The organism is Streptomyces diastaticus subsp. diastaticus, from assembly GCF_011170125.1.
In the GTDB taxonomy this organism is placed as follows: Bacteria; Actinomycetota; Actinomycetes; order Streptomycetales; family Streptomycetaceae; genus Streptomyces; species Streptomyces diastaticus.
In genome coordinates this window covers 59,056-73,494 of sequence record NZ_BLLN01000001.1, presented here as the reverse complement: position 1 = coordinate 73,494, position 14,439 = coordinate 59,056, and the positions used below count along the sequence as shown (strand labels likewise).

At 71.9% G+C, this 14,439-nt stretch carries 13 protein-coding genes and 1 pseudogene; 7 read left to right on the top strand and 7 right to left on the bottom strand.

What is annotated here, in order from left to right; genetic code table 11:
- Positions 1-31: 31 nt before the first annotated feature.
- The 6 genes from Sdia_RS00290 to Sdia_RS00265 form a co-directional block, all read right to left on the bottom strand.
- Positions 32-1,852, bottom strand: coding sequence for an IucA/IucC family protein (locus tag Sdia_RS00290; RefSeq protein WP_100452627.1), 1,821 nt, complete (start codon positions 1,850-1,852; stop codon positions 32-34).
- Complete coding sequence (locus Sdia_RS00285; protein ID WP_124287193.1) at positions 1,849-2,454, bottom strand: GNAT family N-acetyltransferase; 606 nt, start codon at positions 2,452-2,454, stop codon at positions 1,849-1,851. Before Sdia_RS00285 ends, Sdia_RS00290 begins: the two co-directional genes overlap by 4 nt.
- Entirely contained in the window at positions 2,451-3,764 is a 1,314-nt protein-coding gene (locus Sdia_RS00280) for a lysine N(6)-hydroxylase/L-ornithine N(5)-oxygenase family protein (RefSeq protein WP_189500425.1), read from the bottom strand. Before Sdia_RS00280 ends, Sdia_RS00285 begins: the two co-directional genes overlap by 4 nt.
- Entirely contained in the window at positions 3,748-5,205 is a 1,458-nt protein-coding gene (locus tag Sdia_RS00275; protein ID WP_100452630.1) for a pyridoxal phosphate-dependent decarboxylase family protein, read from the bottom strand. Before Sdia_RS00275 ends, Sdia_RS00280 begins: the two co-directional genes overlap by 17 nt.
- A 333-nt stretch (positions 5,206-5,538) precedes the next feature.
- Positions 5,539-6,405 carry a siderophore-interacting protein gene (locus Sdia_RS00270; protein WP_185393003.1) on the bottom strand — a complete coding sequence of 289 codons (867 nt, stop codon included), beginning with the start codon at positions 6,403-6,405 and terminating at the stop codon, positions 5,539-5,541.
- 104 nt (positions 6,406-6,509) lie between these two features.
- The gene (locus tag Sdia_RS00265) at positions 6,510-7,145 is read right to left on the bottom strand and encodes a TetR/AcrR family transcriptional regulator (RefSeq protein ID WP_229831557.1); all 636 of its coding nucleotides are present in this window, start codon (positions 7,143-7,145) and stop codon (positions 6,510-6,512) included.
- Between the two features lie 172 nt (positions 7,146-7,317).
- Here Sdia_RS00265 and Sdia_RS00260 point away from each other — a divergent pair, with 172 nt between their 5' ends.
- Entirely contained in the window at positions 7,318-8,085 is a 768-nt protein-coding gene (locus Sdia_RS00260) for an SDR family NAD(P)-dependent oxidoreductase (protein WP_100452632.1), read from the top strand.
- A 535-nt stretch (positions 8,086-8,620) separates the two neighbouring features.
- Here the strand turns inward: Sdia_RS00260 and Sdia_RS00255 are convergent.
- Positions 8,621-9,229 carry a TetR/AcrR family transcriptional regulator gene (locus Sdia_RS00255; RefSeq protein WP_100452633.1) on the bottom strand — a complete coding sequence of 203 codons (609 nt, stop codon included), beginning with the start codon at positions 9,227-9,229 and terminating at the stop codon, positions 8,621-8,623.
- Between the two features lie 129 nt (positions 9,230-9,358).
- On the opposite strand from Sdia_RS00255, the gene Sdia_RS00250 reads away from it, so the two are divergent.
- The 6 genes and pseudogenes from Sdia_RS00250 to Sdia_RS00225 all read left to right on the top strand — a co-directional run bounded on the left by Sdia_RS00250 (position 9,359) and on the right by Sdia_RS00225 (position 14,389).
- A complete protein-coding gene (locus tag Sdia_RS00250; RefSeq protein ID WP_115069854.1) occupies positions 9,359-10,183 on the top strand; it encodes an SDR family oxidoreductase in 825 nt (274 codons plus the stop codon).
- 107 nt (positions 10,184-10,290) lie between these two features.
- A complete protein-coding gene (locus tag Sdia_RS00245) occupies positions 10,291-10,866 on the top strand; it encodes a hypothetical protein (RefSeq protein ID WP_100452635.1) in 576 nt (191 codons plus the stop codon).
- Between the two features lie 116 nt (positions 10,867-10,982).
- Positions 10,983-11,504, top strand: a complete 522-nt coding sequence (locus Sdia_RS00240) for a hypothetical protein (protein WP_189500424.1) — start codon at positions 10,983-10,985, stop codon at positions 11,502-11,504.
- A gap of 104 nt (positions 11,505-11,608) precedes the next feature.
- Positions 11,609-12,785 (top strand): annotated as a pseudogene (locus tag Sdia_RS00235) (hypothetical protein).
- A gap of 47 nt (positions 12,786-12,832) precedes the next feature.
- Entirely contained in the window at positions 12,833-13,402 is a 570-nt protein-coding gene (locus Sdia_RS00230) for a hypothetical protein (protein WP_181844150.1), read from the top strand.
- 48 nt (positions 13,403-13,450) lie between these two features.
- Positions 13,451-14,389 (top strand): hypothetical protein, encoded by a 939-nt coding sequence (locus Sdia_RS00225; RefSeq protein ID WP_229831556.1) that lies wholly within the window; start codon positions 13,451-13,453, stop codon positions 14,387-14,389.
- Positions 14,390-14,439 lie beyond the last annotated feature (50 nt).

The following is a 14,439-nucleotide window of genomic DNA, read 5'->3' as shown; positions in this document are numbered from 1 at the left end:
GGGGGGCGCCCGCCGTGGCGCGGGGCGGGCGTCAGCGGCCCGCGAGCGGGTTGACCAGGTCGCCGACGAGTTGCAGGGCGCCCGAAGGGTCGGCCAGGTCGACCATCTGCTGGTTGTCGCGCAGCTGGAGCCGGTTGAGGCAGGAGAGCGCGAACGTCGGCGCGAACAGGTCGTACTGGGCGAACTTGTCGGCCAGGTGCGGCACGGACTCCTGGTACCCCCGGACCGACTCGGCCGCCGTCCGCCAGAAGGTGTCCTCGTCGAGGACGCCCTCGGCGGCCAGGATGGCGTTGAGGAAGCGCAGGAAGCAGTCGAAGACGTCGGTGAGGATCGAGAGGACCTTCATCTCCTCCGGCACCTCGGCCCTGATCCGCTCCACGGCCGGCGGCAGCACCGCGTCCGGGTCCATGACGCAGATCTCCTCGGCGATGTCCTTGAAGATCACCCGGTCGACGACGCCGTCCTCGATGACGAGGATGACGTTCTCACCGTGCGGCATGTACACCAGGTCGTACTGGTAGAAGGAGTGCAGCACCGGCGTGAGGTACGCGTCCAGGTAGCGGCGCAGCCACACCTCGGGCGCCAGGCCCGACTCGGCGATCAGCGCGCCCGCCAGCGAGGCGCCGCCGGCGTCGGTGTGCAGCAGCGAGGCCATGGTGGCCGGCCGCTGCCCCTCGCCGAGCGAGGGGACCGGGCTCTCCCGCCAGAGCGCGGCCAGCATCTTGCGGTACGGCGAGTACCGGTCGGTGGCCCGCTCGTACTGGCGGTGGTGGTAGCCGATGGCGGCGCGCTCGCGGATGATCGAGAAGCGGGCGGCCCGGAAGACCTCGTCGCCGGCGACGAGCTGGGCGAGCCAGTCGTTGATCGCCGGGGTGGCCTCCATGTAGGCGGCCGACAGTCCCCGCATGAAGCCCATGTTCAGCACCGACATCGCGGTCTTCACGTAGTGCTTGTCGGGGTGGCTGGTGTTGAAGAAGGTCCGGATCGACTGCTGCGCCAGGTAGGTGTCGTCCCCCTCGCCGAGCAGGACCAGACGCTGCTGGGCGACCTCGGCGGCGAAGGTGACGGAGAGCTTGTTCCACCACTGCCAGGGGTGGACCGGAAGCAGGTGGTAGTCGGCCGGGTCCAGGCCCTGCCCGGTGAGGGTGGCGGCGAACCGGGCCAGCGTCGCCGGGTCCAGCTCCCCCTTGACCAGGGTGTCGTAGTCGAGCCCGGCCCCACTGGTGAAGGTGGAGCGGTCGCGGCGGGCGGCGAGCCAGAGCAGCCGGACCGGGGAGGCGGTCTCGGGGGCGTACTGGTGGTACTCGCGGACGTCGAAGCCGATCCGCCCGTTGTTGGCGACGAAGCAGGGGTGGCCCTCGGTCATCCCCGTCTCGATCGCCTGGAAGCCGGCGCGGGCCAGCTCGGCGGCGCTGGGGCGGGCCTGGGCCAGCTTCCAGGCGGCGCCGGAGAGGGTGGCGGAGATCTCCTCCAGGTACACCGGGAGGATGGCGTCGCCGATGCCCAGCGCGGTCCGCGTGTCGAGAATGAAGTCGAGGGCGTCCAGCGGGAGTTCGGTGCCGTCCGCGCCCTGCCGGGTGATCGACTCGGCGTCGATGTCCCAGTGGTCCAGGGCGAAGAGCCGGGCGGCGAACCGGTACTCGGTCACGCCGTCGTCGGCCACCACGCGATGGACGGTCCGGCCGTCCGCGTCCGGCTCGGCGCCGGGCAGCGGCTCGGGCGTGAACAGCCGTTCGTGGGAGAACTCGGCGAGGCCCTTGCGGACCAGATGGCGGCCGGCGGCGGCCCACAGTTCCGGCGTGAGGTGCGCGGTGGGGGCGGCGAGCCGGTCGGTGGGGGTGGTCTCACTCATCGCGGAGCCTGCTCCTTCGTCTCGTCCCCCGCCTGTGCTGTCGCCGCCTTCTTCCGCGCCGCCTCGAAGGCGTCCCGGGTGCAGACGCTCAGGTAGGCCTCCTTCTCGGGCTTGGCGATCTTCTCGACGACCTCGAAGCCGACCGCCTCGTTGAGCGCGTGGACGGCCGTGTTCCGCACGTCGGGCTCGACCACCACGCGGACGGTGTCCGGGTCGGCGAAGAGGTACTCCATGACGGCGAAGATCACCGCGCGGGTGAAGCCGTGCAGCGGCGTGCCGGCCGGCGCGCACAGGAAGTGCATGCCGGCGTCGCCGGGCTCGGGGTCGTAGAGGCCGACCAGCTCCACGTGGGCGGGGTCGTACCGCTCCATGAGGAAGGCCGGGGAGCCTTCGTACAGGCCGATGAAGGCGTCGTGGTGCGGGTTGGCCGCGATCGAGGCGTACTCGGCGCGGACCTCGTCGACGCTGAGCCCCTGCATCAGCCAGAAGGCCGATTTGGGGTGGGTGACCCAGCCGTGCACCAGGCCGGCGTCGGCGTCGAGGTCCAGCGGGCGTATCGCGAGCCGGTCGGGGCGGACTGTCGCGGTGCGGGGGGCGGTCATACGGCGAACTCCTGGAAGGCGATCGACTTCTCCACCGCGTAGGGGGCGGTGCCCAGCAGCTCCCGCAGGATCACGGAGTTGCGGTAGGCGCCCATGCCGAGGTCGGGGGAGGTGAGGGCGTGGGTGTGGACTCCGGCGTTCTGCACGAAGATGCCGCGCCCGGTGGTGTCGACGCTGTAGTTGCGGGCGATGTCGAACCGGCCGCGCCCGTCCCAGCGGATGCGGTCGCGGACCGGCTCCAGGAAGTCGGGGACGCGGTACTGGTAGCCGGTGGCCAGCACCAGGCCCTCGCTGCTCAGCTCGAAGTCCTTGCCCTGCTCCTCCTGGCGCAGCCCGAGGGTGTACGCACCCTCGGACTCGTCCCAAGCGGCGGTCTCCAGGGCGGTGTTGGTGAGCAGCCGGGTGGGGACGGGGCCGCGCACGTTCTTCTCGTAGAGCAGGTCGAAGATGGCGTTGATGAGTTCGCCGTCGATGCCCTTGAAGAGGTTCTTCTGCTTCTGCTCCAGGCCGTACCGGGTGTCCTCGGGCAGCGCGTGGAAGTAGTCGATGTACTCGGGGGAGGTCATCTCCAGCGTGAGCTTGGTGTACTCCAGTGGGAAGAACCGGGGGGAGCGGGTGACCCAGTTGAGCTGGTAGCCGTGCACGTCGATCTCGGCGAGCAGGTCGTGGTAGATCTCCGCCGCGCTCTGGCCGCTGCCGACCAGGGTGATCGACTTCTTGGCCTGGAGGGCCGCTTTGTGTTCCAGGTAGCGGGAGTTGTGCAGCACGTCTCCGCCGAGGCCCTGGCAGGACTCGGGGACGTACGGCGGGGTGCCGGTGCCGAGCGCCAGGTGGCGGGCGCGGTAGGTGTCGCCCTGCGCGGTGGTGGCGGTGTAGAGCGCGCTCTCCTCGTCGTACGTCACCTCGGTGACCGTGGTCGAGAAGCGCACCGAGCTGAGGCGGGCGGCGGCCCAGCGGCAGTAGTCGTTGTACTCCGTGCGCAGCGGGTAGAAGTTCTCCCGGATGTAGAAGGAGTACAGCCGCCCCGACTCCTTCAGGTAGTTGAGGAAGGAGTACGGCGAGGTCGGGTCGGCGAGGGTGACCAGGTCCGACATGAACGGCGTCTGGAGGTGGGCGCCGTCCAGGAACATGCCGGAGTGCCAGTCGAAGTCCGGCTTCGTCTCCAGGAAGAGCGTGTCGATCTCGTCCAGCGGCTCGGCGAGGCAGGCCAGTCCGAGGTTGAACGGGCCCAGGCCGATGCCGAGCAGGTCCAGCGGCTCGGCGGGGTCGGCGGAGGCGGGGCGGGACGATCGCTCAAGAGGCGTGGACAAGGGACTCTCCCAGGTACTGCTCGGCGTGGCCGGCTATGAGGTCGAGGACGGCGGCGATGTCGGACGCCTTCGTCTCGGGGTTGAGAAGGGTGAACTTGAGGTAGTGCCGCCCGTCCACCTTGGTGCCCGCCACGACGGCGTCACCGGAGGCGAAGAGCGCTTTGCGGGCGTAGAGGTTGGCACGGTCGATCTGCGCCGGGTCGGTGGGCCGGCCGGGCAGGTAGCGGAAGACGAGGGTGGAGAGCGAGGGCTCGACGACCACGTCGAAGCGCGGGTCGGCGACGAGCAGCTCCCAGCCCTCGCCCGCGAGGTCGCAGACCTCGTCGAAGAGCTGGCCGATGCCGTCGGCGCCCATCACGCGCAGCGTCATCCACAGTTTCAGGGCGTCGAAGCGGCGGGTGGTCTGAAGCGACTTGTCGACCTGGTTGGGGATGCGCTCCTCGGCGGCCCGGCGCGGGTTGAGGTACTCCGCGTGGTACGTGGCGTGCCGCAGGGTGGTGCCGTCGCGGACCAGCAGGGCGGAGGAACTCACCGGCTGGAAGAACGACTTGTGGTAGTCGACGGTGACCGAGTCGGCGTGCTCGACGCCGGTGAGCCGTCCGCGCCTGGTGGGGGAGACGAGCAGTCCGCAGCCGTACGCGGCGTCGACGTGCATCCAGGTGTTGTGGCGGGCGCAGAGTTCGGCGATCTCCGGGAGCGGGTCGATCGAGCCGAAGTCGGTGGTGCCGGCGGTGCCGACGACGGCCATCGGCACCAGGCCCTCGGCCTCGCAGCGGCGCAGCTCGGCGGCGAGCACCTCGATCCGCATGCGGCGCTCGCGGTCGGTGGGGACGACCACCACGGCGTCCGGGCCGAGACCCAGCAGCGTCGCCGACTTGCGGACGCTGAAGTGGCTGACGTCGGAGGTGAAGACGCGCAGCTGGGTGGGGTGCGCTGCCTTGGCCTCCTCGCGGGCGAGCAGCATGGCCTGGAGGTTGGACTGCGAGCCGCCGCTGGTGAAGACGCCGTCGGCGCTCTCGCCGAGGCCGATGCGGCCGGCCGTCCAGTCGATGAGGCGCCGTTCGATGAGGGTGCCGCCCGCCGACTGGTCCCAGGTGTCCAGGGAGGAGTTGACCGCCGAGAGGACCGCCTCGCCGAGGACGGCCGGGATGACGACCGGGCAGTTGAGGTGGGCGAGGTAGCGCGGGTGGTGGAAGTAGACGGCGTCGCGCAGGTACACCTCGGTCAGCTCGTCCAGGGCGGCGGCGGTGTCGCCGAGCGGCCGGTCGAGATCGACGGCGTCGACGACGGGGGCGAGCGCGGCCGGGGTGACGCCGGTGAACGGGCTGGTGGCACCTGACAGCTGAGCGGCCACACGCTCGACACCTTCGGTGACGGAGCGGCGGTACGCCTCGACGTTCAGGTCGTTCAGCAGGTGAGACCTGGGCGCGAGGAGACTCATGAGCGGTCCTCCCGGTGAGGGGGCAAGTGATGCTCCTGGGGGTGAGCACCACACGGGGTGTGATGAACTTAGGTGAGCCTAACCTAATGCCGACCGGTGGGAGTCCACAGGGGGCCGTTTCCGTCAACTGTGGCCGGATGCATCGCCGTTGGCCGTGATCCGCCCATCCGGGCCCGGTTTGTGGGGTGCCCGCCCCTCGGTGTCCCCCTTGTCCGGCCGGTCGGGCTCCGTGGCGGCCGCGCGGCGACGACCTGCGTGCCTGACGGCTCGTCAGCCCACTTGCCCGCAAAGAGCCCCGCGCGGCCCTCTCCGGACGCGCGGGGCGGGATCCCCTCAGGCGGTGCGCCGCTTGCCGGTCGCCAGCGACTCGGCGCGCAACTGCTCCTCGCTCGTGCCCTCGCGCCAGTACCCGACGAAGGTCACCGCGCGCCGGTCGATGCCGCGCTCGCCCACCAGGTGGCGGCGGAGCGTCCGCATCCGCCCCGCCTCCCCCGCGATCCACACGTACGGCTCGCCCGCGGGCAGTTCGGCCGCCCGGACCGCGTCGGCCGCCGAAGGGGCACCCTCGTCCGCGACCAGCCAGGTGATCTCCGCGGCGGCGGCCGTGGCCAGTTCGCGCCGGTCGGCGGCGTGCGGCACCTCGATCCACAGCCGCACCGGGAAGCCGGCCGGCAGCCACTCCAGGATCGCCTCGGTGGCCGGCAGGGAGGTCAGGTCCGCCCACATCAGGGCCCACCCGGCCGACGCCGGCGGCCGGAACCGCACCGAGACGTTCTCCGTCACGGCCGGGCCCAGCACCACCACACGGTCCCCGGGCAGCGCGGACGCCGCCCACCGGCAGGCGGGGCCGCCGTCGCCGTGCAGCGCGAAGTCCACGTCGATCTCGGTCGTCCCGTCGTCGGCCCGCCGCTGCGCCCGCACCGTGTACGAGCGCATCACCGCCCGCTCCTCCTCGGGCATCGCCCGGTAGACCGCCCACCAGTTCTCGCCCGCCTCCACCGGTACGCGCGGCTCGCGCTGCCCGGGGTGCGGCAGGAACAACGAGAGGCTCTGGTCCCGCCCGCCCGACTCGAAGAGTGCCAACTCCTCGCCGCCGAAGGTGAGTCGCACCATCGAGGGGGAGAGGTGGCGGGTGCCGCGCACCTCCACGCCGAAGAACCGGAAGGGCGTGCGGGCGGGGGCGGTGGGCGTGGTGGTCATGGGACGGGCCTTCCCTCGGCGTCGAATGGCGCTGAGGTAAGCCTAACCTCATCGGAGGCGGCTGGGGAGGGGGAGGGGGCGGCGGGCCGTCGCCGCGGCCGGGATCAGCGGGGCAGCCCCGCCGCCGCGATGGCCAGCACCTCGCTGATGACCTGGCCCGGGGTGGTCGTACCCCGCTCCTCGTTCCAGGCCCATTCCTCGACGGCCACGCGCAGCGCGCTGTTGAGGAGGGCGGCCTGGACCCGGGGGGCGAGGGCGTCGGGCGGGAGGCCGGTGCGGGACGCGAAGACGCGGGCGAGGACCGGTTCGGCCGCGTGGTGGACCTGGAGCCAGACCGCGCGCAGCCCCGGTTCGGTGCGCACCAGGCGGACCAGGTCGCGCAGGGCCTGCTCGTCGTCGGCGAGGGCGGCGGCCGAACGCCCCGGCGGGTGTTCGCTGATGCCGTCGGTCAAGGCGCGTTCGCGCGGCCAGGAGGTGAGCCGTTCGGCGGCCGTGTCCAGGGCCGTGGTCAGCAGGGGGCTGACGCACTCCTCCTTGGACGAGCAGTACCGCCACAGGGTGCGGGGGGAGATCCCGGCCGCCGCCGCGATCTCGTCGGCGGTGGTGGCCGCGACCCCCCGGGCCGCGAAGAGGCGCACCGCCTCGCGGGCGATCTCCAGCCGGGTCGCCGCCCTGCGCCGCTCGGTCAGCGGTGGCCGGCCGATCCGGGCACCCGGTGCGCCGTCCTTGCCTGCCGCCACGCTCGCGCCCCGTCCCGTATCGCAGTCGTCACCTGCGGCGATCCTACGTCGGAGTGCCGGTCGTGGGCCTTGTTGGCGCGCTCTGCCTTCATGGCGCTCCGCGCCACAAAGGGGGTACCGTCGAGCGTGTACACCCCCCTGACGTGTACACCCCCTGAATCCAGGAGCACCCATGAGCACCACCACCGGCCTCGCGGGCCGCGCCGTCGTCGTCACCGGAGCCGGCTCCGGCATAGGCAGGGCGGCCGCCCTGCGCTTCGCCGCCGAGGGCGCCAAGGTCCTCCTCGCCGACCTGAACGGCGAGGCCGCCGAGGCCGCGGCCCGGGAGATCACCGAGGCCGGCGGCACCGCCGTCACCGTCGTGGGCGACCTCGGCGACCAGGCGGTCGTCGACCGGGTCGTCGCCACCGCCGTCGAGCGGTTCGGCTCCCTCGACGTCCTCGTCAACAACGCCGGGATCATGGACCGCATGTCGGCCGCCGGGGACACCGGGGACGCCGAGTGGGAGCGGGTCATCCGGGTCAACCTCACCGCCCCCTTCCTGCTGACCCGAGCCGCGTTGCCGCACCTGCTCGCCACCGGCAGGGGCGCGGTCGTCTTCACCGCCTCCGAGGCGTCCCTGCGCGGCAGCGCCGCCGGCGCCGCGTACACCGCCGCCAAGCACGGCGTCGCCGGACTCACCAAGTCCGTGGCCGTCATGTACCGCGAGAAGGGCCTGCGCGCCAACGCCGTCGCGCCCGGCGGCACCGCCACCAACATCCAGGTCGACGCCGACCGCGAGGCCCACGGCCCGGCCGTCCTCGGCTCCTACATGCGCAACATCGGCAGCCCCGCCCAGGCCGAGGAGCAGGCCGCCGCCATCGTCTTCCTCGCCTCCGACGCCGCCAGCAACATCAACGGGGTGATCCTCCCGGTCGACGGAGGGTGGGCGGCGGTCTGAGCCCCGGGCTCAGCCTTACGGTCCGCCGCGGTGAAGGGTGTGGCCCCGTGCGGGGCCGCACCGCCGCGATCACGTGGGGAGCCGCCGTGGACCAGGACGAGCAGCGGGTCCGCCGCCCGCCCGAGGAGTGGGCCTCGGCCGTGCGCCGGCGGAGCCTTCCGGCGTGGTCCGCGACCCCACGAGCAACCGCGTGAGGTCCGGGTGCCGCCCCCCCTCGGACGAGCGCTCCCGCGGCCTCGACGCGCTCCTGGCGAAGGTCAGCAGGCCCAGTCCGGTCACACGGCCAGGTAGGGGGCGGACCAGAGCCGGCCCTCCCGGACGATCCGGCACCCACGTGCCCGAGTCCGGCCCTCGCCGGTCCCCGGCCGGCAGTGAAAGGCGAACGGGGCCGGCTCGGGCTTCGGCTCGCCCCGCGCCTCGGCCTGTTCGTGACGGGGCCGGAGGCGGGGTCGCGTGCGCCGTCCGTCGGCCGTCGGCGGCGCTCGGCCCGGTCGTGCCGGGGAGTGGGCCCTGCGGGGCAGCGCCCGGAAGCGGCTCACGCTCCGTCCGGTCTCCCGGGTGGTGCCGTCAGGCCGGCCAGGATGAAGGTGATCACCGTCGCGGTCGCCGGGAAGGAGACGTTCTCCGCCGGGCCCTTCGCCATCGGGCGCCCGTAGGTCTCCATCACCAGGGTGAAGGCCAGCGCGCACCGTTCGCTGACCTCCTGCGGTGCCAGCTCCGGCAGGGCGCGGCCGACGCGTACCTCGAAGGGCGCCGGGGTGAAGGCGGTCGGGGCGTTCGGGAGCTGGCCGGAGGGGAGTGCCGTGCGGGCCAGGAGATGGCACATGACCCGGCCGTCGCGCGTGGTGACCAGGTCGGCGAAGGGCTCGACCAGCCCCGCCACCAGCCGGCGGATCTCCGGCTCCCCGGTCGTCCGCCCGTGCTCGTCGGCCCAGCGGGCGTTCCAGACCGGCCCCAGCTCCTGTTCCAGCAGGGCGGACACCAGGCCCTCGCGGGAGCCGAAGTGGTAGTGGACGGCGCCCGGGTTGAGCCCCGCCTCGGCGTTGACGGCGCGCAGGGAGACCTGGTCGGCCCCCTTCTCCAGGAAGAGCTGCTTGGCCGCCGTCAGGAGGCGCTGGCGGGTCGAGGCGTCCACTTGCGTCACGCCGGACATTCCATCACAGCCGTGGCCTCGGCCGACGCCGATTCAATCAGTGATTGGTTTATGTTTGGAAGGGGGGCGGATCGCAGGACGCGGTCCGGCACCGACCAGAAGAACGCAAGGAGCACGGCCATGGGTACATACGCGGTCACCGGAAGCGCCTCGGGCATGGGGGCCGCCAGCGCGGCCCGGCTGCGGGAGGCGGGGCACGAGGTCGTCGGCGTCGACCTGCGGGACGCGGACGTCACCGCCGACCTCGGCACCGCCGACGGGCGCCGCCACGCCGCCGACGAGGTCCTGCGGCTGAGCGGCGGGGTCCTGGACGGCGTCGCCGCGGTGGCGGGCGTGGGCCCGAACCTGCCCGACGCGGCCGCCGTCGCCTCGATCAACTACTTCGGCCCCGTCGCGCTGCTCGACGCCCTGCGCCCCGCTCTGGAGCGCGACGGCGGCGGCCGCGCGGTGGTCATCGGCTCCAACTCGGCCACCACCGTGCCGATGATCGACGACCGCCTCGTCGGTCTGCTCCTCGCCGGTGACGAGGAGGCCGCCCGCGCCCACGCGGCCGGCGCGCAGCGCTCCCTTCCCGCCGCACTCGCCACCAGCCCCAGCATCAGCGCCTACGCCACCTCGAAGTTCGCCCTGGCCCGCTGGGCCCGGCTGACCGCTGTCACGCCCGAATGGGCCCGGCGCGGTATCACCCTCAACACCATCGCCCCCGGCGCCGTCGTCACTCCGCTGATGACCGGCTCCACCATGTCCGAGGACGACCTGGACCCGGACGCCTTCCCCACTCCGATGCCGCGCGGGATCTTCGGCCGGCCCGCCGACATCGCCTTCTGGGTCGCCCAGTTCCTCAGCCCGGAGGCCGGTTTCACCACGGGAGCGCTCCTCACCGTCGACGGCGGCACGGACGCCGCCATGCGCCCCGACGCCCAGCCCACGGCCATGCCCCGCTGACCCGCGCTCCAGCCGGCCGGGGCGGCTGCCGCCCGCGGCGGGACTCTCCGTACGCTGGGCGCCCCGCCGCCCCGCGCACCCGCCCCGGTCAGCACAGGAGCCCTCACATGGACCAGCCAGGCCGGCAGAGGCCGTACCAGAACACGCCCGACGTGGACCTCTCCGTCACATACCGGGAGGAGCCGCCCCGCGCCTGGACCCGGATCTGCCTCGTTGCGTACGCCGGCTGGGCCGCCTACCAGGCGCTCCAGCTCCTCCCGGACGACCTCACCGCCTGGCTGGTGGTCTGTGCCATGTCCTCGCTCCTTCTCCTGTGCCTCCTCGCGGTCCCGCTCTCCAAGCGCCTCTACCACCGCATCCACCTGGACGGCGGCGAACTGCGGGTCGGCCGTGAACGTCTCCCCGTCGCCTCCCTCACCCCCGTCTCCCTCGCAGCCGCCGCCAACGAACCGGGCCGCGCGGGGCTACGCGAATACCGGGCCTCCCTCACCCCCGACCAGCTCAGGGAAGCCCGCCGCCGCAGCAACGCCCTCACTCGCCCACGGCTGGTGGGCGGCGCGTGGGCGGTCCCGCTCGGCATGGAGGAACTGGTGGTGGAGACGGCGGAGGGGGCGTCCCTGGTCATCGCGACGCGCGACCGGGCGGGGTTGCTGCGGGCGTTGACGCGGGCGCGGGGGGTCTGAGGCTGTCGACGGGAGATCGTAGCCTGGCCTGGATGACGGGTCGACGAAGGTGCGGAGGGCCGGGGCATGGCTCAGGCAAATGGGGGGGGGATCAGGCGACGACCTACGGGCGCGCGGTGACGTACGAGGAGAAGCTGCCGAAGCGGTGGACGGTAGGCACTCTGCTGGTACTGACAGCCTGGGTGATCTGGCAGGGCACGAAGCTCCTCCCCGATGACAGCACGGTGTGGTGGGTGATCGTCGGCTCCTCAGCCCTCCTCGCCGTCGTCTTCAACGGAGCCCCCCTCTCCAAACGCCGCTACAACCGCATCCGCGTGCGGGACGGTCAACTGACCGTGGGCCGGGAGACGATCCCGGTCGCCTCGCTCACCCCGGAGTCGATACGGGAGGCGCGCGAACAGCCTCCGGCGTCCGAGCTGATGGCCCTCCTGAAGTCCAGCACGCCGGACGAGTTGGCGGAAATGCGCCGTAGGAACCGGGAGTTGGGGCCACCGAGGCTCGTGGGCGGGGCTTGGGCGGTGCCCTTGGGCATGGAGGAGTTCGCGGTGGAAACTGAGGAGGGGGAGTCCCTGCTGATCGCCACCCATGACCGGGAGCGGTTGCTGGAGGCGCTCACCCGGGCGCGGCAGGAGAGCTGAACTGCCGATCACTGCACTGAAGTTCGCTGGGTACCGTGTTCGCATGCCTGTGCTCCTCCCTCCTCAGGGGAGGGGTCCGGCGCCGGACATCACAAGGAGCTTCCGTGACAGGCAAGCCGAACAGACTGGTCAACCCGAAGGACCTGGAGCAGCTCGCCAAACTGCTCGACGGACGGGGAGGGTTGTCGGACAAGCTCGACGAGGCGTTCACTCGGGCGTCCTCGCTCGGGGTGTCGGGTAAACTCAGCTCGCTGCGGCCCATGCGGACCTGGGTCTCGGACACCGGGCCCGAACTGCGCAAGAAGGCGGCGTACGCGCGCCTGGAGGACGGTGATCCGCTCGCTGGGCTGCTGCTGGCGGGGTTCACGCCCGAGCAGTTGAAGAACAAGAACCTCCCTCCCGACCTGCTGCTGGTGGCCAATGCGGCAGCGGCGAACGAGGGAGCTGGACAACGACTGGCTGAAGAAGAAGAACGACGAGACTCTCGACGACTGGCTCGTGCGCGTGCAGGGTGACGCGGTCACCCAGATGACGGGGAACGAGAAGCTGGGGAAGGCGGTCTCGACCTACATTGAGGGCGCGGCCAACCTCTCCGCCTTCTTCACCTCGTCGACGACGGCGATACTGGGCAGTAAGTCGCTGATCTCGTACTTCAAGTCGTCCAAGGTGCTCAACGCCCCTGGCACGCTCACCGCCCGCCTGATCAACAGTCGCTGGGACAAACTGGGCAGGGTCCCCAGGGCGGGCAGCTGGCTCGCCCGGCTGCCGGTCGGCGCGCTCTCGGGCTCGGACGAGGCGGCGATGCTCGCGGGGTACATGCGCAAAGGGTCCTTCTACTTGCCGACGGCGAGTGAGGCCAACCTCCTGCGCGTCGCCCAGCGTGGTGGCCTCGCCAACGCCGCCAAGGCCGCCGGCTGGATGCGAGGCGCCGGTGTTGTCGGTTCCGGCCTCGCCACCGCCTGGGGCGTGGCCAACCTGGCGACGATGGACCACGGCAAGGCCTGGAAGGAGGACAAGGCCAAGTACCTCTCCAACTGGACCGGTACGGCCTTCAACGCCTCCCTCACCGCCGCCATGGTCGCCCCCAACCCGGTCACCATCGGCCTCGCGGTCGGCACCGGCGTCGCCTACGCGGGCACTCTCGTCTGGGACAACTGGGACGACATCAGCAAAGGTGCCGAGAAGGCGAAGGACTGGGTCGGTGACAAAGCTGAGAAGGCAGGAAAGGCCCTGTCCGACGGGGCCTCGAAACTGGGCAGTGCCCTCAACCCGTTCGACTGACAGCGGACGGCCCGCAGCCGCGTCGGCCGGTGCGATGGGAAGGAACCATGGAAAAGCAGACATTCACGCTCGGCCGCTGGGAGGACCGGTCGGGCCACCGCCTCGACTGGAAGTTCGGGTACCGGGGCGAAGCGTCGTCCTTCGGGCGCATCGAGGTGGTCTATCCGGCCCGCAGGCACGGCGATCACCACGTGACCGAGGTGACCGGGGACCTCGTCCCCACCACCACCTTCGACGGGTGGGCGTACGTGCGTACCCCCTCCCTGTTGTTCGCCTCCCTGACCGTCGGGGGAGCCGGGGTCCGGCTGCGGCGGAACCGGTGGGCGCAGACCAGGGCGGGCCGCGCCGTCAAGATGCAGGTCGAGGGCAGGAGCTACCGGTACCAAGCCACCAGTGGGGGCACGAAGAACCACGCCCTGATCCGCGACGGGGTGGAGATCCGTACCCAGCACCACGGACGCGGCAAGGCCAAGAAGGTCACGTTCACCATCACCGGAGCGGCAACGCCGACGGACGTGGCCCTGGCAGCCGTGATGGTGGGCGTCGACACCCGCAACCTCACCCGGAACGGCGCGATCCGCTCCGTTTTCTCCCGCTCTCTCACCTGGCTGGACTGAGGAGCGGACCGATCCTGCGCTCCGCCCATCTGCCGAAAGTGACACATCATGCCCTCCTACGACAGCACCCGAGGCCGTTTCCGCCTCGCTGAGCAGCACCTCGCCGTCCTCGGACACCGCATCGAAGGGGAGGAGGTCCCGGCTGAGCTGGCCGGCCCCGACCGTGAGCTCCGGGAGACCGGCCTGACCGACGAGGCCGGCGACTTCTCCATACTGCTAGCCCCGCTCGTCAGCACCCTGCGCGCCCCGGCCGTGGTCCTCCACGTCGAGGCGCTCGGGGAGCACGGCACCCTGCACCACGGCGTGACCATCGGCGACGGGTACGTCTACTCGCACGAGTCGTGGCCCGGCTCCGAGGAGTCCGAGTACGTCCGGCTGGAACCGAACATGCTCGTCTGGGCGCTGGCCCGGATGGTCAATCTCCAGGGCGAGGAGTATGAGGAGGTCGCCACCCCGGTCGTGGAGACGACCATGGCCGTGCTCGACGCCGGGCTCGACACGCTGGACGGCCTGCCCGGGCTGAGCGCCGAGGACGGACTCGCCCGGATCGCGGAGGCACTCAGGGGCGCGGGGCTCACCCGGAAGCCTCAGGTGGCCACCCTCGCCAAGCTCGTCGCGGGGATGCGGTCCAGCTGGCGGATGACGGCCGCCTGGAAGGGCCACGACGAGGGCAAGCCGGCTATGCAGGTGCGCGGCTTCGCCGTCTGGGACTGCGGCCCGCTCGGCTACTGGCACCGCGAACTGCCCAGCGAGCCGATCCTGCCTGGCCAGGTGGACGACACGACCCCGCTGAAACTGGTCCGTGTCGACCCGAAGCAGGTGTGGCAGCTGATCACCGACCTGCTCCCGACCGAGGAGGAGTTCGCGCCGGAGCCCGTCGGCGCTGCCAGAGCGCGGCGGGACGCACTTCCGGGCGCCAATGATCGGAGGGAAGCCCCGCCCGGTCCTCCGAGGAGGGCTGGGCGGGGCCGCCAGATGCCGGGGTAGGCGGGGCGACTCGGAGGTGTGGCTTCGATACCTGTCCGGAGCTGATGCCG

Coding starts and splice junctions, on each gene's coding strand:
- Sdia_RS00290 (WP_100452627.1), bottom strand. CDS start 1,852: ATGAGTGAGACCACCCCCACCGACCGGCTCGCCGCCCCCACCGCGCAC.
- Sdia_RS00270 (WP_185393003.1), bottom strand. CDS start 6,405: ATGACCACCACGCCCACCGCCCCCGCCCGCACGCCCTTCCGGTTCTTC.
- Sdia_RS00275 (WP_100452630.1), bottom strand. CDS start 5,205: ATGAGTCTCCTCGCGCCCAGGTCTCACCTGCTGAACGACCTGAACGTC.
- Sdia_RS00225 (WP_229831556.1), top strand. CDS start 13,451: ATGCCCTCCTACGACAGCACCCGAGGCCGTTTCCGCCTCGCTGAGCAG.
- Sdia_RS00250 (WP_115069854.1), top strand. CDS start 9,359: ATGGGTACATACGCGGTCACCGGAAGCGCCTCGGGCATGGGGGCCGCC.
- Sdia_RS00285 (WP_124287193.1), bottom strand. CDS start 2,454: ATGACCGCCCCCCGCACCGCGACAGTCCGCCCCGACCGGCTCGCGATA.
- Sdia_RS00260 (WP_100452632.1), top strand. CDS start 7,318: ATGAGCACCACCACCGGCCTCGCGGGCCGCGCCGTCGTCGTCACCGGA.
- Sdia_RS00245 (WP_100452635.1), top strand. CDS start 10,291: ATGGACCAGCCAGGCCGGCAGAGGCCGTACCAGAACACGCCCGACGTG.
- Sdia_RS00230 (WP_181844150.1), top strand. CDS start 12,833: ATGGAAAAGCAGACATTCACGCTCGGCCGCTGGGAGGACCGGTCGGGC.